Genomic DNA, 21,800 nt, shown 5'->3' with positions numbered 1-21,800 from the left:
GGGACCGGCTCCCCCACCTGCTCTGCCGGTTCATCAGGCTCCGCCAGCTCGTCAAACCCTGCCGGTTCATCAGACTCCGCCAGCTCGTCAAACTCTGCCGGTTCGTCAGATTCTGTCGGTTCGTTGGACTCCGCCGGTTCGACCGCCCCGGCCGCGCCCGCCGCGTGCTCCGGACGCACCGGACGCACCGCCCGCTCCCGCACCCCGGCCCTGGTCTCGGTCCCGCCCCCGCCGAGCGCTTCCCGCCGCCCCCGCTCACTATGGGATCCGCCACCGCCCCACGCCCTCGTCGCGCGGCATGCCCTCCGTGCGTGGCGGGCACACGCCCGGCGGACCGCTTGCGTCGCCGGGTGGTCCCTCCTCGCCCCGGGGACCGCCGACGGGTGCGCGGACTGCGCCCTGCCCCAGGTCCCCTCGCGCGACGGCTGCCACCGCGTCGGCGAGGCGGTCGAGGACCGCGGTGGCCTGTTCGTCGCTGATGGTGAGGGGAGGGAGGAGCCGCACCACGCTGGAGTGGCGACCGCCCAGCTCGACGATGAGCCCTCGGCGCAGGCACTCCCGCTGGACGGCGGCGGCGAGTTCGGGTGCGGCGGGCCGTGGGCCTCCTGCGGTGTCCGGGGCCGCTTCGGGGTGCACGAGTTCGACGCCGATCATCAGGCCCCGGCCGCGCACGTCGCCGACGCAGGGGAAGTCGTCGGCGAGCAGGCGCAGTTGGCCCAGCATGTGGGCCCCCACGGTGCCCGCGCGTTCGGCGAGACCGTTCTCGCGGACGTGGGCGAGGGTCGCGGCCCCCGCGGCCATGGCGAGTTGGTTGCCGCGGAACGTGCCGGCGTGGGCGCCCGGTCGCCAGACGTCGAGGTCGTCGCGGTAGACGATCACGGCGAGCGGCAGGCTGCCGCCGATGGCCTTGGACAGCACCATCACGTCGGGCGTGATCCCGCTGTGCTCCACGGCCCAGAAGGTGCCGGTGCGGCCCACCCCGGTCTGGACCTCGTCAGCGATCAGGGGGATGGACCGTGCCGCCGTGATCTCGCGCATCCGCCGCATCCAGCCGTCGGGCGCGGGAATCACCCCGCCCTCGCCCTGGACGGGTTCGAGGATCATCCCGGCGGGGTGCGGTACGCCCGACTTGGAGTCGTCGAGCACGGACTCGGTCCAGCGCGCGGCGAGTTCGGCACCGCGGTCGCCGCCGACGCCGAACGGGCAGCGGTAGTCCTGCGGATACGGCAGGCGTGCGACCCGTACGTCGGTCGCGCCCCCGGATGCTTCGAGCGCCCCCGCGGTCATCCCGTGGTAGGCACCGGTGAAGGCGAGCATCCCCGCGCGGCCGGTCGCCGTGCGCACCAGTTTGAAGGCCGCCTCGACCGCGTCCGTCCCGGCCGGCCCGCAGAACTGCACCCGGGCACGGTCGGCGAACTCGTGGGGCAGTGTGCGGAACAGCTCCGTGGTGAACGCGTCCTTCACCGGGGTGGCGAGGTCGAGGACGTGCAGCGGGGCCCCCGAGTCGAGGACCTTTCTGATGGCCTCCAGGACCACCGGATGGTTGTGGCCCAGGGCCAGGGTGCCCGCGCCGGAGAGGCAGTCGAGGTATCGGCGTCCGTCGGCGCCTTCGATGGTCAGGCCGCGGGCCCGCACGGGAACGATCGGCAAGGCACGCGCATAGGTGCGGGCTGCCGACTCGCGCGCCGATTGGCGCCGCAGAATCCCCTCGTGCGCCGCGCGCGCCCTCTCGGACGCTCCGGGAACAGCTTCGGGCGCCGTGTCGGAGGTTCCGGGCACACCGGCCGGCTTCCCCTCGGACGGCCCAGTCGCTCCCACCGGCACCACCGCAGACTCGGTCACGGCCACTGGTACAGGTCCTCCCGCTGTCCACAGGCAAGTTGGCGAGGGGTTCTGAACACAGGCGGCAGGCCCCCCGTACGTACCAACGACGCGGCGCGTCCGGGGAAGCGGGTGAGTCGAAGATCCTTGCCGTGACGGAACCGTTGCCGTTCCGTCGGATGTCCCCCACAGCGACCGCATAAGGTGTGGTGCCGTTCAGCCTTATCGAACGATCAAGGTCGATCGGCTCCCCGAGGTCCCGAACCGGGGGTCCGGTTCGGCCGATCCGTACGAAGCCGCACGTACGTATGCGTACGACGACACGACGACGTACGCACCGCACCAGCAGCGCACAGTTCTCTGACGTCCAGGGGGAGTTACACCATGCGATCCATACGTCCGCCCTTCGCCGCCCGTCGAGGGAGGAGCGCGCGCCGCAGAACCTCCCCCGTGCTGGCCGCGATCGGCCTCACCGCGGCGCTGGCACTGACCGCCACCGCCTGCAACTCGGGGGACGACAAGGCGGGTGGCGAGCCCAGCGCGTCCGCAACCCAGGGCGGCGACGACAAGATCAAGATCCCGGACGACATCAAGAACAAGCTCAAAGAGCACGGCATCGATGTCGACAAGTGGAAGGACGGCGCCTGGAAGAACTGGGACAAGGACGACTGGCTGCGCGAGGCGGACGACTTCATCAACCCGATCATCAAGGGTCTTTGGGACCCGGACCGGATGCGTGGGGCCGACGACCCCGACAAGGACAAGGGCGTCGACGACAGCGACCTCTCCGGTGACCAGGGTGTCACCGACCCGACCCCGGCTCCCGTGACGGCGCAGGCGGTGAAGCCCGCGTACCACGGCAGCGTGCCGGTGGCCGGCAAGGTGTTCTTCGACTCCCCCGAGGGCACGATGGTCTGCTCGGCGACGGTGGTCGAGGACCCGGCGCACCCGGGCAAGTCCAATCTCGTGTGGACCGCGGGCCACTGCGTGCACGCCGGCAAGAAGGGCGGCTGGTACCGCAACATCGCCTTCGTGCCCTCGTACAACGACTCGGGGATGGCCTCCGCGCAGCTGGAGAAGGCCGGCCGGCAGCAGGTCGCGCCGTACGGCGTGTGGTGGAGCGACTGGGCGCAGACGTCGGACCAGTGGATCGAGCAGGGTGGCTCCACGGGCGGCCAGGGTGCCCCGTACGACTTCGCCGTGCTGCACGTGACGCCGGAGAAGGGCAGCGACGGCAAGTCCCTGGAGGAGACCGTCGGTTCCGCGCTCCCGGTGAACTTCAACGCTCCGGCCGTGCCGAAGGTGTCGAGCATCACGGCGACGGGCTACCCGGCGGCGGCGCCGTTCGACGGTCAGAAGCTGTTCCAGTGCACGGACAAGCCGGGGCGGCTGTCGGTCACGCAGGCGGACCCGACGATGTACCGCATCGGCTGCACCATGACGGGTGGCTCGTCCGGCGGCGGCTGGGTGGCCGCGGGGTCGGACGGCAAGCCGGCGCTGGTGTCCAACACCTCGATCGGCCCGGTCAAGTTCGGCTGGCTGGCGGGCCCGCGCCTGGGCAGTGTGGCCAAGGGTGTGTACGACTCGGTGAGCGGGAAGTTCGCCGGGCAGTGACGCGAAGGACGTAGCGGCACTCGGACAGACGGCGGTGGACCGGCTCACGGGAACTTCACCGGCTCACCGCCGTTCGTCCTCGACCGCACGGGCATAGTGGGGTGTCGCGTCCGGGCGGGTTACGCGCACGGCCACCCCGCACCTGACCAGCACATGACACATCAGCTCCAACGGGGGTTTCAGCACCATGCGTTCCACTCACCGGCGAAGGCGTCTGCTCGCCGCCACCGGACTCGTCGCGGCCCTGGCGCTCACCGCCACCGCCTGTGACTCCGGTGACGACAAGGCGAGTGACAAGCCGAGCACGCCCGTCAGCCAGGGCGGCGACGACAAGATCAAGATCCCGGGTGACATCAAGGACCGGCTCAAGGAGCACGGCATCGATGTCGGCCAGTGGGAGAGCGGCGGCTGGAAGAACTGGGACAAGGATAAGTGGCTCAGTGAGGCCAAGGACTTCGTCAACCCGGTGATCGACGGGCTGTGGAAGCCCGAGCGGATGAAGTCGGCCAAGGACCCCGACAAGACGATCTCCGCGAAGGACGCGGCCGCCGACCAGGGCGTCAGCGACCCCGACCCGGCGCCCGTCGACGCCAAGGCCGAGAAGACCCCGTATCACGAGTACGCCGCCCCGGTCGGCAAGGTGTTCTTCGACTCCCCCGAGGGCTCGATGGTCTGCTCGGGCACGGTCATCAAGGACGTGAACCACCCCGGCAAGTCCAATCTCGTGTGGACCGCCGGGCACTGTGTGCACGCCGGCGGCAGCGGCGGCTGGTACCGCAACATCGCCTTCGTGCCCTCGTACAACGACCAGGGCAAGTCCGAGTCCGAGCTGGGCAGCGCCACGGCGTCGGAGATCGCGCCCTACGGCCAGTGGTGGGCGGACTGGGCCTCCACGTCGAACGAGTGGATCTCGGGCGGTGACGAGACGGGCGGTGCGGGCGCGCCGTACGACTACGCCGTGCTGCACGTGAAGCCGGAGCAGGGGAGCAAGTCCCTCGAGGAGACCGTCGGCAATGCCCTGGCGGTGGACTTCTCGGCGCCGTCCGCCCAGGACGTCGACGCGATGGGGGCCTGGGGTTACCCGGCGGCACCGCCGTACAACGGTCTCAACATGTTCAAGTGCGTCGACCGGCCGGGCCGACTCTCGCTCGACCCCGCGCTCCCGACGATGTACCGGATCGGGTGCACGATGACCGGCGGTTCCTCCGGCGGCGGCTGGTTCCGTGTCGTCGACGGCGAGACGAGGCTCGTCTCCAACACGTCGATCGGCCCGTCCGACAACACCTGGCTGGCGGGCCCGCAGCTCGGCAAGGGTGCCGAGGCGCTCTACCAGAGCATGAGCGAGGAGTACGGCGGCCAGTAGGGCACCGTCTCGCGCGGCACCGGCGGACCACCGCGGCACTTGGCGCCGCTGGAACGCCGTCGCTCGCACGCGACGCCGGCAGGCACCGCACCGCACCGGCACCGCACTCACCGGAACGACGAAGGGCCGCCCCCTGCGAGAGGGGGCGGCCCTTCTTGCGCGTCGGTCTCCGGCGCCGCGGAGCCCGGAGTGCGACTACAGCGCCGGTGCCGGAACGTACGGCGCGAGGTCCGCCGCGAGTTCCTCGTGCACGCGCGCCTTGAGCAGTGTGCCCTCCGGGGTGTGCTCCTCGGAGATCACCTCGCCCTCGGTGTGCGCGCGGGCGACCAGCTTGCCGTGCGTGTACGGCACGAGTGCCTCGATCTCGACCGAGGGACGCGGCAGATCGTTGTCGATGAGCGCGAGCAGTTCGTCGATGCCCAGACCGGTGCGGGCCGAGACCGCGATGGAGCGCTTCTCGATCCGCATCAGCCGCTGGAGCACCAGCGGGTCCGCCGCGTCCGCCTTGTTGATCACCACGATCTCCGGCACATGCGTGGCGCCGACGTCGCGGATGACCTCGCGCACGGCGGCCAGCTGCTCCTCCGGCGCGGGGTGCGAACCGTCCACCACGTGCAGGATCAGGTCGGAGTCGCCGACCTCCTCCATGGTGGAGCGGAACGCCTCGACCAGGTGGTGCGGCAGGTGCCGTACGAAGCCGACCGTGTCGGCCAGCGTGTACAGCCGGCCGCTCGGGGTCTCCGCCCGGCGCACGGTCGGGTCCAGGGTCGCGAACAGTGCGTTCTCGACCAGGACGCCCGCGCCCGTGAGGCGGTTGAGCAGCGAGGACTTGCCCGCGTTGGTGTAACCGGCGATGGCCACGGAGGGCACCTTGTTGCGGCGGCGCTCCTGACGCTTGATCTCGCGGCCGGTCTTCATGTCCGCGATCTCCCGGCGCATCTTCGCCATCTTCTCGCGGATACGGCGCCGGTCCGTCTCGATCTTGGTCTCACCGGGACCACGGGTGGCGAGGCCGCCGCCCTTGCCGCCGCCCATCTGACGGGACAGCGACTGACCCCAGCCTCGCAGTCGCGGCAGCATGTACTGCATCTGCGCGAGCGCGACCTGCGCCTTGCCCTCTCGGGACTTGGCGTGCTGGGCGAAGATGTCGAGGATCAGGGCCGTACGGTCGATGACCTTGACCTTGACGACGTCCTCGAGGTGGATCAGCTGGCCGGGGCTCAGCTCACCGTCGCAGATCACGGTGTCGGCACCGGTCTCCAGGACGATGTCGCGCAGCTCGTAGGCCTTGCCGGAACCGATGTACGTGGCCGCGTCGGGCTTGTCACGGCGCTGGACGACGCCGTCGAGCACGAGCGCTCCCGCGGTCTCCGCGAGGGCGGCCAGCTCGGCGAGCGAGTTGTCCGCGTCCTGAATGGTCCCCGTGGTCCAGACACCGACGAGCACGACGCGCTCCAGGCGGAGCTGCCGGTACTCGACCTCGGTGACGTCCTCCAGCTCGGTGGAGAGTCCCGCCACGCGGCGCAGTGCCGCGCGCTCGGAGCGGTCGAACTGCTCGCCGTCCCGCTCTCCGTCGATCTCGTGGCTCCAGGCGACGTCCTCTTCCATCAGGGCATCGGCCCGAAGACCTTCGGGGTAGTTCTGCGCGAAGCTCTGCGCGTCCTGGGAAGGGGAAGAAGAGGAGGTCATTGGATCCTTACGTCGATGGGAACACTTGTTCGGCGGACGTAGTCCGTCATAGGGGAGAACGTCCCCGGCCACCGGGAGATTCCCGGATTCCGCCGGGCCAACCCCTGAGGGGCCGGGCCGGCGACTCGAAGATGGTCGCACGGCACGGCCCGTCTCGTCACGCGAGTTGTCAGGCACCCTTGCGCGCCTTCGGCGGGTCGCTCTTCCAGTCCTCGTGCCCCGGCATCGGCGGTGTCTTCGTGGCGTACAGCCATGCCTTGAAGAACCCGCTCAGGTCACGGCCGGCGACGGCGGTCGCGAGGGCCACGAAGTCGTCCGTCGAGGCGACGTCGTCGCGGTGGGCGCTCACCCAGGTCCGCTCCAGCCGCTCGAAGGCGGAGCGCCCGATCTTCTGGCGCAGCGCGTACAGGACCAGGGCCGCTCCGTCGTAGACGCTCGGCCGGAAGATGCTGATCTTCTGGCCGGGGGCGGGCTCCTTCGGTGCCGCGGGCGGGCCTCCGGCGGCGCGCCAGGAGTCGGACGCGCGGTACGCCGCCCGCATCCGCTCCTCCATCGGCTTGTGTGCCTTCTCCTCCGCGTACAGGGCCTCGTACCAGGTGGCGTGCCCCTCGTTGAGCCACAGGTCGGACCAGACGCGCGGGCTGACACTGTCGCCGAACCACTGGTGCGACAGCTCGTGCACCATGATCGACTCGACGTACCACTTCGGGTACGCGGCCTCCGTGAACAGCTCCTTCTCGAACAGGGAGAGCGTCTGCGTCTCCAGCTCGAAGCCGGTCTGCGCCTCGGCCATGAGGAGCCCGTACGTCTCGAAGGGGTACCGGCCGACCTTGCCCTCCATCCAGGCGATCTGGTCGGGGGTCTTCTTCAGCCAGGGTTCAAGCTTCTTGGCGTCCTTGGTGGGCACGACGTCCCGTACGGGCAGACCGTGCGGCCCGCTCCGGCGCAGCACGGAGGACCGGCCGATGGAGACCTGCGCCAGCTCGGTGGCCATGAGGTGCCGGGTGCGGTACGTCCAGGTGGTGGACCGGCGGGAGCGGTCGGCTCCCGCGGCCAGTCCGTTCGCCACGGCCGTGTACCCGTCGGGCGCCGTGACGTGGAAGGTGAACATCGCCTTGTCGGAGGGGTGGTCGTTGCACGGGAAGACGAGGTGGGCGGCGTCGGCCTGGTTGGCCATGGCGAGCCCGTCCTTGGTGCGGACCCAGCCGCCGTCCTGGTCCTCGGCGGTGACCGTGTCGCTCGTGTGGTGCACGACGACGTGCATCCGGCTGCCCAGCGGCAGCGGCCTCGCGGGCGTGACGACCAGGTCCTGCCCGGCGCTCGTGAATGCCGCGCGCTCCCCGTTGACCTCGACCGATTGCACCTTGCCGTGGGCGTAGTCGAGGTTGATGCGTTCCAGCCGGGAGGACGTGAGGGCGTCGATGGTGGTGACAGCCGCGAGCGGCTTGTCGTTGGCTCCGGGATAGGTGAACGCGAGGTCGTACGACTGGACGTCGTATCCCGGGTTGCCCAGGTGCGGGAAGAGGCGGTCGCCGATCCCGAGGGGGGTGGCCGGCGAGGGGGCGCTCGCGGCGATCAGGCAGACGGAGACGGCCGAGGCGAGCAGGGCGGCCCTGATGCGGCGGGTCGGGGGACGGGGAATCCTGGGGCGGATGTTGCGCAGCATGAAACACCGCTACCAGCGCCCACGCGCCACACGGTGACGGCGCGCGCCCGGCCCACCCGAACGGGTCGGCGCAGCGGCCTATTGCGGGGCCGCCGCCTGGTGCTGCGCGCGGCTCACGTCGTACACCCCCGGCACGTTCCGCATGGCCCGCATCAGGCGGGGCAGCCGCGCCGCGTCCGGAAGTTGGAGCGTGTACGTGTGGCGTACGCGCTGCTGGCTGGGGGGTTCGACGGTGGCCGAGACGATGGCGACACCCTCCAGGGCGATGGCCTCGGTGAGGTCGGCGAGCAGATGGGGCCGGCCGAAGGACTCGGCGACGAGGGTGACCCGGCATTCGGCGGTGTCCCCCCAGCGCACGCCGATCTCCGCGCGCCCCCCGCTCTTCATGCGCGTCGCCCCGGCGCACTCCACCCGGTGGACGGTCACCACTCCCCCGCGCACGGCGAAGCCGGTCACCTCGTCGGGCGGTACGGGCGTACAGCATCCGGCGAGACGGACGGACGCGCCCGGCTGGTCGACGACGGCGCTGGCGGCGGGCCGTTCCGCGGGGGCGTCCTGGACGGGACGCTCCGCGGGGGCCTCGACGGCCGGGCGGCGGGCGGCCGCGGACGCCTCGGACGACGGGTCGGCGGCGGGCGAGGGGTGCGCGGCCAGCCAGCGTTGGATGGCGATCCGCGCGGCGGGCGTGTGCGCGTGCTCCAGCCACTCCCTGGACGGTTCGGAGGCCGGGTCCTGGCCCATGAGGAGCTGGACGGTGTCGCCGTCCCTGAGGACCGTACTCAGCGTCGCCAGGCGGCCGTTGACGCGGGCGCCGATGCAGGCGTGGGCGTCCTCGCCGTACTGGGCGTACGCCGCGTCCACGCAGCTGGCTCCCTCGGGGAGGCCCAGCGAGCCGCCGTCGGCGCGGAAGACGGTGATCTCACGGTCCTGGGCGAGGTCCTCGCGGAGGGTGGACCAGAAGGTGTCCGGGTCCGGGGCGCCCTGTTGCCAGTCGAGGAGCCGGGACAGCCAGCCGGGGCGGGTCGGGTCGGCCCGCTCGCCGTCGGGCCGTTCCCCGTCGCCGTCGGCCTGGTCCTCCGACGGCGTGGCGTAGGGGCTGCCGAGCGCGATCACTCCGGCCTCGGCGACCTTGTGCATCTGGTGGGTGCGGATGAGGACTTCGGCCACCTCCCCGTCCCCGCGCGCCACCGCCGTGTGCAGCGACTGGTACAGGTTGAACTTGGGGACGGCGATGAAGTCCTTGAACTCCGACACCACCGGGGTGAGACAGGTGTGCAGTTCGCCCAGGACGCCGTAGCAGTCCGCGTCCTCGCTCACCAGCACCAGGAGCCGCCCGAAGTCGGCGCCGCGCATCGGTCCGCGCTTGCGCGACACCCGGTGCACGGAGACGAAGTGCCGTGGCCTCACCAGGACTTCGGCCTGGATGCCCGCGTCGCGCAGGACCGCGCGGGCCTCGTCGGCGATCTCCGCGAGCGGGTCGCCGGCGCGCGCCGCGTTCTCGGCGATCAGCTCCCGGGTGCGCTCGTACTCCTCGGGGTGCAGGATCGCGAAGACGAGGTCCTCCAGCTCGGTCTTCAGCACCTGGACGCCGAGCCGTTCGGCGAGCGGGATCAGCACGTCCCTGGTCACCTTGGCGATCCGCGCCTGTTTCTCGGGGCGCATGACGCCGAGGGTCCTCATGTTGTGCAGCCGGTCGGCGAGTTTGATCGACATCACGCGGACGTCGTTGCCGGTCGCGACCAGCATCTTGCGGAACGTCTCGGGCTCGGCGGCGGCGCCGTAGTCGACCTTCTCCAGTTTGGTGACGCCGTCGACCAGGTAGCGGACCTCCTCGCCGAACTCCTCCCTCACCTGATCGAGCGTCACTTCCGTGTCCTCGACGGTGTCGTGGAGCAGGGAGGCGGTCAACGTGGTGGTCTCCGCGCCGAGTTCGGCGAGGATCAGGGTCACCGCGAGGGGGTGCGTGATGTACGGCTCGCCGCTCTTGCGCATCTGGCCCCGGTGCGAGGACTCGGCCAGCACGTACGCGCGGCGCAGGGGCTCGAGGTCCGCGTCGGGGTGGTGGGCGCGGTGCGCGTCGGCGACGTGGCCGATGGCGTCGGGCAGCCGGTCGCGGGCCGCCGGGCCCAGCAGCGCGGCCCTGCCGAGGCGGCGCAGGTCGATCCGCGGGCGGCTCTTCCTGCGGTGTGCCGCGGGGACCGCCTGCTCCAGTGGGGCCGAGACCTTGGGGGCGGGCGTCGCAGGACCTGGCGTCGCGGGATTCGTCGCCTCCGCACTCATGGGCACCTCCGGCTGCGTAGACCGGCGGACGGGTGCCCCATGGCGAACACGGCTCAGGGGATTGCCTCGATCCCCCGTCCGGGCCGGTGCTTGATGCTACCGAGCCCATCACGCTCGACTGACCGCCTCTCGCCGAGCGTGAAACGGATCACCCATTCGAGCGATGGATTGGGGGTTTACGGTTTCGATCTTTGGTTGGGGAACGAACCGGGAACGGCGGCCCGAGCGGAGCGCCCCGGTCCGGTGCGGTGCCGGTCGGACCCGTGCGGCCCGGCCGGAGCGGGCCGGTGCGGCGCGATGCGCTGCGCCGCGGTGCCGTGCGGTCCCGGCCAGAACCGTGCGGCCCGGCCGGAACGGGCCGGTGCGCGCACTGCACCGCGGTGCTGTTCGGTGCCGTTCGGTGCGGCTCGCGGCCGGCGATTCGCGGGACGGGTTGCCGTGGGGCTCAGCCCCGTGCGGCGGCCAGCCATTCGGCGTCGATCTCGCCCTCGGCGACGATCACCGCGGGACCCGTCATCTCGATCTCGCCGTCCGGGCGCTCGGTGATGACCAGGCGACCGCCGGGCACGTCGACGGTGTACGTCGCGGGCGTGCCCGTCACGGCCGGGTCGGCGCCGTCGCGGCGCGCCGTGGCGACGGCCACCGCGCACGCGCCCGTGCCGCACGAGCGGGTCTCTCCTACGCCGCGCTCGTGCACCCGCAGGGCCACGTGGCGCGGTCCGCGGTCGACCACGAACTCGACATTGACGCCGTCCGGGTAGGCCGACGCCGGGCTGAACGGCGGGGGCGTGAACAGATTGCCGGCGTGCGCGAGGTCGTCCACGAAGGCGACGGCGTGCGGATTGCCCATGTTCACGTTGCGGGCGGGCCAGCTGCGCTCGTCGACCCGGACGGTCACGTCGCCTTCGGGGAGGAGAGCCTTGCCCATGCCGACCGTGACGTCCCCGTCCTTGGCCAGGTGCACGGTCTTCACGCCCCCGCGCGTGGCGACCGCGATGTCGCCTTCGGCCACGTGCCCGGCACGCTGGAGGTAGCGCGCGAAGACCCGCACGCCGTTGCCGCACATCTCGACGGTCGAGCCGTCGCCGTTGCGGTAGTCCATGAACCACTCCGCCTCGGCGGCCATCGCCCTGGCCTCGGGGTGCGCGGCGGACCTGACGACGTGCAGCAGACCGTCGCCGCCGATGCCCGCGCGCCGGTCGCACAGGGCGGCGACGGCGGCCGGGGGCAGGTCGATGGCGTTCTCCGGGTCCGGGATGATCACGAAGTCGTTCTCGGTCCCGTGGCCCTTGAGGAAGGCGATCCGCGTGCTCATTCCTCGATCGTACGGGGTCGGTACGACACTCCCGCCGCCGCAGGGCCCGTCGGCACGGGCGCGAGCGGGATCAGCGCAGCCGCGCCACGCGCCACACGGCGAGCACCGCCACCGCGGCGACGACCACCATGTACGCGATCGCCACACGCCAGTCGGGGCGGCGGCCGGAGCCCCGCGGCGGGAAGCCGGGCCAGGTGTAGCCGACGCGGCGGGCGGCCATCATGCCCCAGCCCGCGGCGCACGAGCAGATCAGCAGGCCGAGCATGGCGACGACGGCTCCGCCGTCACCGAACTCGAAGGCCAGCGGGAAGGCGAACATCAGCGACCCGGTCGCGGCCAGCCCCACGATGGGCGCGAGCTGCCAGATGCGCAGCCTCCGCTGCGGGCGCAGCTCGACCTCGACCTCGGGTCCCGGGGACATCTCGTCGGGCTCGGGCCCGTCGGCGGTCACACCGCCCGGGGTGTCCTCGGGACCGTCGGAGCTCAGTCGCTCCGCGCCCGGCTCGGGGTTCAGACGGTCTCCGTCCGGGTCGAAGCTCAGACGATCTCCATCGGGGCCGATGCCCGGACGGTCTCCGTCCGGTTCTGCGCCGTGCTCGGTGTCTCGTGCTGTGTCGCGAGGGCCGGCCTCCATCGCCACGCGCCCTCCCAACTCGGACTTCACTGGTCGATCGAAGCTCGATGATGGCACGGCGCCGGAGGCCGCGATGACGGCCGGAGCGTCCCGATGCCATGACGTGATCAGGCTGTAACCGGTCGTTCGACCAACGCCAGTGCGAGTTCCGGGAGTTCTGTGAGATCCGCCGCAGCGCCGCTGAGCCAGTGCACCCGCGGGTCGCGACGGAACCAGGAATCCTGTCGGCGCGCGAAGCGTTTGGTGGCGCGCACGGTCTCCGCGCGCGCCTCTTCCTCGGTGCATTCGCCCGCGAGAGCCGCCAGCACCTGCTGATATCCGAGCGCACGCGACGCCGTGCGCCCCTCGCGCAGGCCCTGCGCCTCCAGCGCGCGCACCTCGTCGACGAGCCCCGCGTCCCACATGCGGTCGACCCGGCGGGCGATGCGGTCGTCGAGCTCGGGGCGCGCCACGTCGACGCCGATCTGGAGGGTGTCGTAGACGGAGTCGTGGCCCGGCAGGTTGGCGGTGAAGGGCTTCCCGGTGATCTCGATGACTTCGAGGGCGCGGACGATGCGCCGGCCGTTGCTGGGCAGGATCGCGCGGCCGGCCTCGGGGTCGGCCGCGGCCAGACGGGCGTGCAGGGCACCCGATCCGCGCAGGCCGAGCTCCTCCTCCAGGCGGGCCCGCACCTCGGGGTCGGTGCCGGGGAACTCGAGGTTGTCGACGGCCCCGCGGACGTACAGGCCGGAACCCCCGACCAGGATCGGCCAGCGGCCCTCGGCGAGAAGGGCGTCGATACGGGCGCGGGCGAGCCGCTGGTACTCGGCGACGCTGGCCGTGACCGTGACGTCCCAGATGTCGAGGAGGTGGTGCGGGACGCCGTCGCGCTCCTCGGGCGTCAGCTTGGCGGTGCCGATGTCCATCCCTCGGTACAACTGCATCGAGTCGGCGTTGACGACCTCGCCTCCGAGGCGTCGGGCGAGGAAAACGCCCAGATCAGACTTTCCTGCCGCGGTCGGTCCTACGACGGCGATGACCCTGGGGGCGGGGGGTGCGCTACTCACCGTCCCAGTCTCGCAAACCCCGCGGGCTCTCCTCGAACGAGCTACGTGACGCCACGGGTCCGACGTCGTTGCCTGTTGCGAGGTTCCAGCCGCCGGTTTTCGAGGACCGGTGACCCGGGCGACGCAATGGGACGCACCGGGTGACGCGGGATTTCGCCCTCACGAGTAACGTATGGAGTGGATATGGGCGTTTTTGCACGGCTTCTCCGGAAGTCGAAGGCCACGGAGGAGGCGTCGACCGCCGAGGTGCGGACCGGCCCGCGTGAGGCCGGCGCCGAGGCGGAGGAGGCGAAGGCATCGTCCGAGACCGGAGTCCCGGCCACCGCGGAGAAGACCGCGGCGACCACCGCCGAGGAGGACGTCGAGATTCCTCAGCAGCAGACGGCCGACAAGGCCGCGGACAACGAGGCCGGTGAGGGCGCCCGCAAGTAACTGTCCCGCGAGAGAAGGGGAACCATGAGTCTCCTGGAGACATTGAAGTCCAAGCTGGCGCCTGCGAAGGACAAGGTCTCGGACCTCGCGCAGCAGCACGGGGGCAAGGTCACCGACGGTCTGGACAAGGCCGCGAAGGTGGTCGACGAGAAGACCAAGCACAAGTACAGCGACAAGATCCACACGGGCACGGACAAGGCGAAGGGTGCCATGGACCGACTCGCGCACAAGGACAGTGGCGAACCCACGCCCCCGCCGGACGCGCCGTCCCCGCCTCCGGCATCCTGATCGGCACCACATATCGGCGGACGGCCGCGGAGCGCACCAGGCTCCCGGCCGTCCGCCGTTTTCGCGCCCCGCCCGCCCGGCCGTCCGCCGTTTTCACGCCCGGCCCGCCCGGTCGGCTCGCGCGCACCGGCAGCTTCGCTTACGACCAGGCCGCGACCAGGTAACCCACTCCGTAAGGAGCGTCGTCGTAGAGCAGGGCGCCGCCCAGCCCCGCGCCCTCGGCAGCGCCCGCGAGGACCTGCCAGGCGGCTCGGCCCGAGGCCTTCAGCTCGTACGCCAGCTCGGTGTCCAGCGCCTTCAGCGCCGTCAGGTCCGCCGCTCCCAGCGCTCGCGCGACCTCGGCGTCGAAGGCCTCCGCACGCTCGTCGAGGTAGCCCGGCGCCTTGAGCGTCCGGCACGCGCTGGCGTCGCCCATCACCAGCAGCGCCACCCGCTCGGCCCGTCCGGCGATCGCCTGCCCGGCCCGGACGCAGCGCTCGGCCGCGAGCGGTTCGCCGACACCGAGCCCCTCGACGGGGGCGTCGGACCAGTCCGTCCGCTCCAGCAGCCACGCGGCGACGGCCAGCGACGGCGGGAGCCCACGCTCCGCCGCGGCCGAGGCGGGCCCCTCTCCCCCGAGGTGCACGTCGAGGTCGACGCCGAACCCGCGGAAGGAGCCAGGTGCCCCTTGCGGGAACGTCCCGCGCCCGGACTCGTCGGCAGGCCCCACGACGACCAGCAGGTCGGGACGGGAGGCGGCCAGCAGTCCCACCGCGTCGGTGCACGCGGCGCGCGCGGCGTCCAGCTCGGGGGCCGCGCCGGCGGCGACGGCGGGGACGAGCAGCGGAGGGCAGGGGCACACTGCGGCGGCTACAAGCATGATCCGCAGCGTAACGCGCCCGGTGGGTGATCAGCCCCGAGTCCTCTTCCGGCCCGTGAGCAGGTCCCCTTCCGGCCCGTGCGCAGGAAGGGGCGCGGGCGCGTCGGGCGGGTTCAGTCGCAGCCGCAGCCGCTGCCCGTGGCGACCGGGAGCGGTGCGGGCACGCCGATCTTCGGCAGCCCGAGCATGACACCCGCCGGCTTCGCGGCCTCGGCGGCGTTGCGCTTCTCCCAGGCGCCCCCCGCGCGCGTGCGGCGCACCTTCAGGACCTGACCCTCGGCGAGCAGGTGGTGCGGGGCGGCGTACGTGATCTCGACGGTGACCACGTCGCCGGGGCGTACCTCTTCGTCCGGTTTGGTGAAGTGGACCAGGCGGTTGTCGGGGGCGCGGCCGGAGAGCCGATGGGTGGCGCCGTCCTTGCGGCCCTCGCCCTCGGCGACCATCAGCTCCAGGGTGCGGCCGACCTGCTTCTTGTTCTCGTCCCAGGAGATCTCCTCCTGGAGGGCGACGAGACGCTCGTAGCGCGCCTGGACGACCTCCTTGGGGATCTGCCCCTCCATGGTGGCCGCCGGCGTTCCGGGGCGCTTGGAGTACTGGAAGGTGAACGCCTGCGTGAACCGGGCCTCGCGGACCACGTGCATGGTCTGCTCGAAGTCCTCCTCGGTCTCGCCGGGGAAGCCCACGATGATGTCGGTGGTGATCGCCGCGTGCGGGATGGCCGCGCGCACCTTCTCGATGATCCCCAGGTACCGGTCCTGGCGGTACGAGCGGCGCATCGCCTTCAGCACGGTGTCCGAGCCGGACTGGAGCGGCATGTGCAGCTGCGGCATCACGTTCGGGGTCTCCGCCATCGCGGCGATCACGTCGTCCGTGAAGTCGCGCGGGTGCGGGGAGGTGAAGCGGACGCGCTCCAGGCCCTCGATCTGCCCGCACGCCCGCAGCAGCTTGCTGAAGGCCTCACGGTCGCCGATGTCGCTCCCGTAGGCGTTCACGTTCTGTCCGAGCAGCGTGATCTCGGAGACGCCCTCGCCGACCAGCGCCTCGATCTCGGCCAGGATGTCGCCCGTCCTGCGGTCCTTCTCCTTGCCGCGCAGCGCCGGGACGATGCAGAAGGTGCAGGTGTTGTTGCAGCCGACGGAGATGGAGACCCAGGCGGCGTACGCGCTCTCACGCCGTGTGGGCAGCGTCGACGGGAACGCCTCCAGGGACTCGGCGATCTCGACCTGGGCCTCCTCCTGGACGCGGGCGCGCTCCAGGAGGACCGGCAGCTTGCCGATGTTGTGCGTCCCGAAGACGACGTCCACCCAGGGCGCCTTCTTCACGATGGTGTCGCGGTCCTTCTGGGCCAGGCAGCCACCGACGGCGATCTGCATCCCGGGGCGCTTCGACTTCATCGGAGCGAGGCGGCCGAGGTTGCCGTACAGCCGGTTGTCGGCGTTCTCCCGGACGGCGCAGGTGTTGAAGACGACCACGTCGGCGTCACCGTCCGAACCCTCGGGCGCACGCACGTAGCCGGCGCCCTCGAGGAGCCCGGAGAGCCGTTCGGAGTCGTGCACGTTCATCTGGCACCCGTAAGTGCGCACTTCGTAGGTCTTGGGTTCCTGAACGTCCACTGCCTGACTCCGGTCGCTGCTGCTCATGTGACAAGGGTAGGCGGTACCCGGGGTACCTCCTGTCGCCCTATGCCTCAGCGGCCGTCCAGCCCTGACCGCGAAGGATCCGGGCGACGTCCGGGGCCCTGTAGTGGTCCCCCTTGAGCACCTTGCCGTCGGCCCTGCGGGCGACCCGGCCGTCGGGGCCCAGCTTCGTCATGTTCGACCGGTGGACCTCGGCGATCACCGCGTCCAGGTCGATGCCGTGGACGAGCGCGGTTCCGTAGGCCACGTACACGACGTCGGCCAGCTCGTGCGCCAGCCGGTCGAGTGGGCCGCCGACCGAGACCTCGGCGACCTCGGCGGCCTCCTCGGCGAGCAGGTCACCGCGCTGGGCGGCCAGGGCCGGGGACACCTCGGTCGGGGTGCTGCGGGCGTCCAGACCGAACGCGAGGTGGAACGCGCGCACCAGGGACGCGGGCGACGCGGCGGGAGCACCGGGCGTACGGGGCGAAGGCGCGGCGACGGAGGGGGAGGGGGCCGGGACGTCAGAGGAGGAGTCCGGGAGGGCGGAGGAGGAGTCCGGGGCGGCGGAGGAGGGGTCCGGGACGACGGGCGCGGGGTCCTGGGACGGGCGGGAGGACTGCATCCGGCGACCCTACCGATCCGGGAGGTGCCCGCGCGGTCGGCGGGGGCGGCCCTGGTCATGGCAGCCCCCGGCTGGCAGGATCGCGGAATGCTTCAGGCACTCCCCCGTATCGGCCGGCGCCGCGCGCTGCTCGGCTCGGCGGCCGCGTTCGTGGTCTTCGGGCTGCTGCTGTGGTGGCTGCTGCCGCTGGGCGAGGAGTCGCCCAGCGGGACGGTCAGGTTCAGCACGGGCACGCCGACAGGGGTCTACCAGAAGTACGGCACCCTCCTTCAGGACGCCATCGCCAAGGACCTACCCCGCCTGGACGTGCAGCTGCAGAACAGCGACGGCTCGCAGGAGAACGTCCAGCGGGTGGCCACGGGGCAGGCCGACTTCACCATCGCGGCGGCCGACGCGGTGGAGACGTACCTGCTGCACGGCAGGCCGGGGGCGAAGCGGCTGCGGGGCTGCGCCCGGCTCTACGACGACTACGTGCACCTGGTGGTCCCGCGCTCGTCGTCCGTGAAGTCGGTGGCGGACCTGAAGAACAAGACCGTCGCCGTGGGACCGAGCGGCTCCGGGGTACGGCTGATCGCGAACCATGTGCTCCAGGCGGCCGGGCTCGACCCCGACGAGGACATCCGCCCGGTGGCCGACGGCATCGCGACCATGCCGGACCTGCTCAAGCGGCACAAGATAGACGCCTTCTTCTGGTCCGGCGGCCTGCCGACGAGCGCCGTGGTGGAACTGTCCAGGACGGACAGCGTCAGGCTCGTGCCGATCGGCAGCAAACTCATCAAGAAGCTGCACGAGCAGGGCGGCGCCTCCCGCTACTACCGCGCCGCGGTGATGCCCGCCGACGCCTACCCCAAGGCTCAGCGCGGCATGTCCGTGCAGACGCTGGCGGTGGCCAATTACCTGATCACCCGGGAGGACGCGGACGCGGAGCTCACCCAGGAGCTCACCCGCACGGTGATCGCCAGTCGCGACCGCATCGGCGCCGTGGTGCACGCGGCGCAGCTCGTCGACCTGCGCACGGCCATCTACACCGATCCCCTGCCGCTGCACGAGGGCGCCCGCCGCTACTACCGGTCGATCAAGCCCTGATACCGCTCGAGCCCCCGCCGCGGGGCCGGGCCGCGTCTGGGACGGTCGCTCTTCGAGCCGGGACTCCGCATGCCGAGGCTGCGCACAAGGGCGGTCGATCCAGGGGGTTTCGTTCGGATCAGGTCGGATCGGGCTGCGGCGTCCGGTGCGGTGCGTCGCAAGGCGGAGGATCACCCGCGTACCGGGCGTACTCGGGTGGTCCGACAACGCGGCGAGGTGCCGTGCCGGGCGTCGCGGACCCGGGCTGATCGAAACGAAACCCCCCAGCCCTGACTCGGCACGACGGCGGTCGCTCAGGCGGCCGGCCCCGACCTCGGCACCTTCACCGTGACCCGCAGGCCGTGCGGCTCGTGGTGGTCGTACGCGATCGAGCCGCCGCCCGCCGCGAGCAGTGCGCGCGAGATGGACAGGCCGAGGCCCGAGCCCTTGATGTTCTGGTGTCCCGCGCTGCGCCAGAAGCGGTCCCCGATGCGGGCCAGGTCCTCGTCGCTGAGGCCGGGACCGCCGTCGGTCACGACGATCGTCGAGGCCTCCCCGTTCGAGGCGACCTCCACGTCGACGCTTCCTCCCTCGGGCGTGAACTTCACTGCGTTGTCGATGACCGCGTCCAGGGCGCTGGACAGTGTGACGGGGTCCGCCCAGGCCGTGGTGGCAGGGCAGGCACCCCCGAGCCGTACGCCCCTGCTCTCGGCGACGGGCTGCCAGGACGCCACGCGCTCGGCCGTCAGGGCGCCGATGTCGGTCAGCTGGAGGTCGGCCTCGGCGTGCTCGGCGAGCGCCAGGTCGAGGAGGTCGTCGAGCACCTGGGCGAGCCGTTTGCCCTCGGTGCGGACCGAAGCGATCTCCTCATTGCCGTCGGGCAGTTCCAGGGCGAGCAGCTCGATGCGCAGCAACAGCGCCGAGAGCGGATTGCGCAGCTGGTGCGAGGCGTCGGCGACGAAGGCGCGCTGCTGCTCCAGGACCTCTTCGACGTTGTCCGCCATCTCGTTGAACGACCGGGCCAGGCGTCTGAGCTCCGGCGGGCCGCCGGCGGCCGCCACCCGGGACTTCAGACGCCCGGTCGCGATGTCGTGGGTGGTGGCGTCCAGGACGCGTACCGGCCTGAGGACCCAGCCGGTGAGGCGCAGCGCCGCGCCGAGGGCGAGCAGCATCGCGGCGATCTCGCCCGCGCCGATGATCAGCCAGCCGTGCAGGGTCTTGGAGCGCATCTGCCCGGTCGGCGAGTCGGTGACGACGACGGCGACGACGTCACCGTCCCTGATGACCGGGGAGGCGACGACGAGGCGGTGCCGCTGCCAGGGCCAGACCTGTTGCGGGTCGTGGCTGCGCCGGCTGACGCGCGCCTCGTTGAACGCGTCGCGCGCCTCGCCCTTCTTGGGCAGGAACCAGGTGTCCGGCGCGTTGGCCATGGGCGTGTCGTTGCGGTAGAAGACGCCGGCCCGGATGCCGTACACGCTGTAGTAGCGGGCGAGTTCCGTGCGCAGGGTCTGGCCGCGTTCGTCGGTGAAGTTCTCCGGGGCCGCGGTCGGCGGGTCCGTGACGAACTGGGCGAGGGCCGCGAAGCGCGCCGTGTCGTCGATGCGGTCGACGACCACCCGCTGCTGCTCGGCCGCCGCCACGCTCACGGCCAGTGGGACGCCGAGCGCCAGCAGCATGGCGGCCATCAGGACGATGAGCAGCGGCAGAAGACGCGTGCGCACCCGGCCCCGCTACGGCACCGGGGCGACGAGCCGGTACCCGACGCCGCGTACGGTCTCGATCAGCGCCGGCATGCGCAGTTTGGAACGCAGGGACGCGACGTGCACCTCCAGGGTGCGCCCGGTCCCCTCCCAACTGGTCCGCCACACCTCGCTGATGATCTGCTCCCTGCGGAAGACCACTCCGGGCCGCTGGGCCAGCAGTGCGAGGAGATCGAACTCCTTGCGGGTCAGTTGGACGGTCGAACCGTCGACGGTGACCTGGCGGTTGGGGAGTTCGATGTGCACGGGTCCGAGGCGCAGCGCGGTCTCGCCGTGGGTGGCGGCCTCGTCCGGTACACTGCGCCGGCTGACCGCGTGGATACGGGCGAGCAGCTCTCCGGTGTCGTACGGCTTCACCACGTAGTCGTCCGCGCCGAGGTTGAGGCCGTGGATGCGGGAGCGTACGTCGGAGCGGGCGGTGACCATGATCACCGGGGTGCTGGTCCGCTTGCGGATCTTGCCGCACACCTCGTAGCCGTCCTGGTCGGGCAGGCCCAGGTCGAGCAGGACGACCCCGAAGCCGTCGCACTCGGGCACCAGCGCCTGGAGCGCCTCCTCGCCGCTGCGGGCGTGCGTGACGTCGAAACCGTGTCGCGCCAGCACCGCGGACAGGGCGGCGGCGACATGGTTGTCGTCCTCGACGAGGAGCAGTCTCATTCCGGCCCCCTCCGGTTCATCGGTCGTACGGTCTCGGCTTGTAGAAACGCGACGCACGCGCGCGTGCACTGTGGAAGTCACGCCGATGGATAAGGATGGCGTCAAGAGCCATCGGGTTGCCGACGGCTTCCGTTACCCAGCCGGTACGCGACCGCGTACCCCCTGCTACGACACGTGTCCGATTGCTACCGGATCGTGATGCTCAAGTTCCCCTCAGATGTAATGACGCTGGTCGTGCGGGGTTACTACTGTCCTCCGAAACCGAGGAGGATGGAGCCAAAAAGCGATGACCGAAGCATCGGTGGCCAAGGACGCCGTGGCCGCGGCCGAGGAACTGGTCGTCCTGAAGGGCGTCAACAAGCACTTCGGCGCGTTGCACGTGCTCCAGGACATTGACCTGACGATCGCCCGCGGCGAGGTCGTCGTGGTCATCGGACCCTCCGGGTCCGGCAAGTCCACGCTGTGCCGCACCATCAACCGTCTGGAGACCATCGACTCGGGTGACATCTCGATCGACGGCAAGCCGCTGCCCGAGGAGGGCAAGGCACTCGCCCGGCTGCGGGCCGACGTGGGCATGGTCTTCCAGTCCTTCAACCTCTTCGCGCACAAGACGGTGCTCGAGAACGTGATGCTGGGGCAGGTCAAGGTCCGTAAGGCCGACAAGAAGGCCGCGGAGGAGAAGGCCCGCACGCTTCTCGACCGCGTCGGTGTCGGTACGCAGGCGGACAAGTACCCCGCACAACTGTCGGGCGGCCAGCAGCAGCGCGTCGCGATCGCCCGGGCGCTGGCCATGGACCCCAAGGTCATGCTCTTCGACGAGCCGACCTCGGCGCTGGACCCCGAGATGATCAACGAGGTCCTCGAGGTCATGCAGCAGCTCGCCAGGGACGGCATGACCATGATCGTGGTCACCCATGAGATGGGCTTCGCCCGTTCGGCGGCCAACCGGGTTGTCTTCATGGCCGACGGCCGCATCGTCGAAGAGGCCGTGCCGGACCAGTTCTTCAGCAACCCGCGCAGCGACCGCGCCAAGGACTTCCTGTCGAAGATCCTGCACCACTGACGTCCTG

General features: G+C 71.3%; 18 protein-coding genes. 6 read left to right on the top strand and 12 right to left on the bottom strand.

Annotation, left to right across the window (positions count from 1 at the left end):
• Positions 1-258: 258 nt before the first annotated feature.
• On the bottom strand, positions 259-1,704 hold the full coding sequence (locus tag ACSYGO_RS33435; RefSeq protein WP_460389792.1) for a diaminobutyrate--2-oxoglutarate transaminase family protein: 1,446 nt from the start codon (positions 1,702-1,704) through the stop codon (positions 259-261).
• A 501-nt stretch (positions 1,705-2,205) separates the two neighbouring features.
• On the opposite strand from ACSYGO_RS33435, the gene ACSYGO_RS33430 reads away from it, so the two are divergent.
• Together ACSYGO_RS33430 and ACSYGO_RS33425 are read left to right on the top strand one after the other, a co-directional pair.
• Positions 2,206-3,435: a trypsin-like serine peptidase gene (locus ACSYGO_RS33430; RefSeq protein WP_460388738.1), complete on the top strand. Its 1,230-nt coding sequence runs from the start codon at positions 2,206-2,208 to the stop codon at positions 3,433-3,435.
• 187 nt (positions 3,436-3,622) lie between these two features.
• Complete coding sequence (locus ACSYGO_RS33425) at positions 3,623-4,798, top strand: trypsin-like serine peptidase (protein WP_426681020.1); 1,176 nt, start codon at positions 3,623-3,625, stop codon at positions 4,796-4,798.
• 195 nt (positions 4,799-4,993) lie between these two features.
• On the opposite strand, the gene hflX is transcribed toward ACSYGO_RS33425, so the two are convergent.
• The 6 genes from hflX to miaA form a co-directional block, all read right to left on the bottom strand.
• Positions 4,994-6,487 carry a GTPase HflX gene (gene hflX, locus ACSYGO_RS33420; RefSeq protein ID WP_432174414.1) on the bottom strand — a complete coding sequence of 498 codons (1,494 nt, stop codon included), beginning with the start codon at positions 6,485-6,487 and terminating at the stop codon, positions 4,994-4,996.
• A 169-nt stretch (positions 6,488-6,656) separates the two neighbouring features.
• Positions 6,657-8,153, bottom strand: a complete 1,497-nt coding sequence (locus tag ACSYGO_RS33415) for a M1 family metallopeptidase (protein WP_460388736.1) — start codon at positions 8,151-8,153, stop codon at positions 6,657-6,659.
• Positions 8,154-8,231: 78 nt separating this feature from the next.
• Entirely contained in the window at positions 8,232-10,433 is a 2,202-nt protein-coding gene (locus ACSYGO_RS33410) for a RelA/SpoT family protein (RefSeq protein ID WP_460388734.1), read from the bottom strand.
• Positions 10,434-10,878: 445 nt separating this feature from the next.
• A complete protein-coding gene (gene dapF / locus ACSYGO_RS33405) occupies positions 10,879-11,748 on the bottom strand; it encodes a diaminopimelate epimerase (RefSeq protein ID WP_432174417.1) in 870 nt (289 codons plus the stop codon).
• Between the two features lie 70 nt (positions 11,749-11,818).
• The gene (locus tag ACSYGO_RS33400) at positions 11,819-12,382 is read right to left on the bottom strand and encodes a hypothetical protein (RefSeq protein ID WP_426681063.1); all 564 of its coding nucleotides are present in this window, start codon (positions 12,380-12,382) and stop codon (positions 11,819-11,821) included.
• A 107-nt stretch (positions 12,383-12,489) separates the two neighbouring features.
• Positions 12,490-13,428: a tRNA (adenosine(37)-N6)-dimethylallyltransferase MiaA gene (gene miaA / locus ACSYGO_RS33395; RefSeq protein ID WP_426681025.1), complete on the bottom strand. Its 939-nt coding sequence runs from the start codon at positions 13,426-13,428 to the stop codon at positions 12,490-12,492.
• Between the two features lie 183 nt (positions 13,429-13,611).
• On the opposite strand from miaA, the gene ACSYGO_RS33390 reads away from it, so the two are divergent.
• Together ACSYGO_RS33390 and ACSYGO_RS33385 are read left to right on the top strand one after the other, a co-directional pair.
• Positions 13,612-13,860, top strand: a complete 249-nt coding sequence (locus tag ACSYGO_RS33390) for a hypothetical protein (protein WP_426681026.1) — start codon at positions 13,612-13,614, stop codon at positions 13,858-13,860.
• Positions 13,861-13,884: 24 nt separating this feature from the next.
• Positions 13,885-14,148: an antitoxin gene (locus ACSYGO_RS33385; RefSeq protein ID WP_426681027.1), complete on the top strand. Its 264-nt coding sequence runs from the start codon at positions 13,885-13,887 to the stop codon at positions 14,146-14,148.
• A 139-nt stretch (positions 14,149-14,287) separates the two neighbouring features.
• Here the strand turns inward: ACSYGO_RS33385 and ACSYGO_RS33380 are convergent, their stop codons facing one another.
• The 3 genes from ACSYGO_RS33380 to ACSYGO_RS33370 all read right to left on the bottom strand — a co-directional run bounded on the left by ACSYGO_RS33380 (position 14,288) and on the right by ACSYGO_RS33370 (position 17,071).
• Complete coding sequence (locus ACSYGO_RS33380; RefSeq protein ID WP_426681028.1) at positions 14,288-15,007, bottom strand: class III extradiol dioxygenase subunit B-like domain-containing protein; 720 nt, start codon at positions 15,005-15,007, stop codon at positions 14,288-14,290.
• Positions 15,008-15,120: 113 nt separating this feature from the next.
• Complete coding sequence (gene miaB, locus ACSYGO_RS33375) at positions 15,121-16,647, bottom strand: tRNA (N6-isopentenyl adenosine(37)-C2)-methylthiotransferase MiaB (protein ID WP_460388731.1); 1,527 nt, start codon at positions 16,645-16,647, stop codon at positions 15,121-15,123.
• Between the two features lie 40 nt (positions 16,648-16,687).
• Positions 16,688-17,071, bottom strand: coding sequence for a pyrophosphohydrolase domain-containing protein (locus ACSYGO_RS33370; protein WP_432174443.1), 384 nt, complete (start codon positions 17,069-17,071; stop codon positions 16,688-16,690).
• Between the two features lie 264 nt (positions 17,072-17,335).
• On the opposite strand from ACSYGO_RS33370, the gene ACSYGO_RS33365 reads away from it, so the two are divergent.
• A complete protein-coding gene (locus ACSYGO_RS33365) occupies positions 17,336-18,334 on the top strand; it encodes a TAXI family TRAP transporter solute-binding subunit (RefSeq protein WP_426681031.1) in 999 nt (332 codons plus the stop codon).
• Positions 18,335-18,627: 293 nt separating this feature from the next.
• Here the strand turns inward: ACSYGO_RS33365 and ACSYGO_RS33360 are convergent, their stop codons facing one another.
• Both ACSYGO_RS33360 and ACSYGO_RS33355 read right to left on the bottom strand, forming a co-directional pair.
• Positions 18,628-20,034, bottom strand: a complete 1,407-nt coding sequence (locus ACSYGO_RS33360; protein ID WP_432174421.1) for a sensor histidine kinase — start codon at positions 20,032-20,034, stop codon at positions 18,628-18,630.
• Positions 20,035-20,043: 9 nt separating this feature from the next.
• Positions 20,044-20,730 (bottom strand): response regulator transcription factor, encoded by a 687-nt coding sequence (locus ACSYGO_RS33355; RefSeq protein ID WP_095937060.1) that lies wholly within the window; start codon positions 20,728-20,730, stop codon positions 20,044-20,046.
• A 286-nt stretch (positions 20,731-21,016) separates the two neighbouring features.
• Here ACSYGO_RS33355 and ACSYGO_RS33350 point away from each other — a divergent pair, with 286 nt between their 5' ends.
• Positions 21,017-21,793, top strand: a complete 777-nt coding sequence (locus ACSYGO_RS33350) for an amino acid ABC transporter ATP-binding protein (protein ID WP_426681033.1) — start codon at positions 21,017-21,019, stop codon at positions 21,791-21,793.
• Positions 21,794-21,800 lie beyond the last annotated feature (7 nt).

This window comes from Streptomyces krungchingensis (assembly GCF_054729265.1).
The sequence above is the reverse complement of the archived record's forward strand: the minus strand, read 5'-3'. Positions and strand labels throughout refer to the sequence as shown.

Coding starts and splice junctions, on each gene's coding strand:
- ACSYGO_RS33390 (WP_426681026.1), top strand. CDS start 13,612: ATGGGCGTTTTTGCACGGCTTCTCCGGAAGTCGAAGGCCACGGAGGAG.
- ACSYGO_RS33400 (WP_426681063.1), bottom strand. CDS start 12,382: ATGGAGGCCGGCCCTCGCGACACAGCACGAGACACCGAGCACGGCGCA.
- ACSYGO_RS33365 (WP_426681031.1), top strand. CDS start 17,336: ATGCTTCAGGCACTCCCCCGTATCGGCCGGCGCCGCGCGCTGCTCGGC.
- ACSYGO_RS33415 (WP_460388736.1), bottom strand. CDS start 8,153: ATGCTGCGCAACATCCGCCCCAGGATTCCCCGTCCCCCGACCCGCCGC.
- miaB (WP_460388731.1), bottom strand. CDS start 16,647: ATGAGCAGCAGCGACCGGAGTCAGGCAGTGGACGTTCAGGAACCCAAG.
- ACSYGO_RS33410 (WP_460388734.1), bottom strand. CDS start 10,433: ATGAGTGCGGAGGCGACGAATCCCGCGACGCCAGGTCCTGCGACGCCC.
- ACSYGO_RS33380 (WP_426681028.1), bottom strand. CDS start 15,007: ATGCTTGTAGCCGCCGCAGTGTGCCCCTGCCCTCCGCTGCTCGTCCCC.
- ACSYGO_RS33430 (WP_460388738.1), top strand. CDS start 2,206: ATGCGATCCATACGTCCGCCCTTCGCCGCCCGTCGAGGGAGGAGCGCG.
- hflX (WP_432174414.1), bottom strand. CDS start 6,487: ATGACCTCCTCTTCTTCCCCTTCCCAGGACGCGCAGAGCTTCGCGCAG.
- dapF (WP_432174417.1), bottom strand. CDS start 11,748: ATGAGCACGCGGATCGCCTTCCTCAAGGGCCACGGGACCGAGAACGAC.
- ACSYGO_RS33350 (WP_426681033.1), top strand. CDS start 21,017: ATGACCGAAGCATCGGTGGCCAAGGACGCCGTGGCCGCGGCCGAGGAA.
- ACSYGO_RS33355 (WP_095937060.1), bottom strand. CDS start 20,730: ATGAGACTGCTCCTCGTCGAGGACGACAACCATGTCGCCGCCGCCCTG.
- ACSYGO_RS33385 (WP_426681027.1), top strand. CDS start 13,885: ATGAGTCTCCTGGAGACATTGAAGTCCAAGCTGGCGCCTGCGAAGGAC.
- ACSYGO_RS33425 (WP_426681020.1), top strand. CDS start 3,623: ATGCGTTCCACTCACCGGCGAAGGCGTCTGCTCGCCGCCACCGGACTC.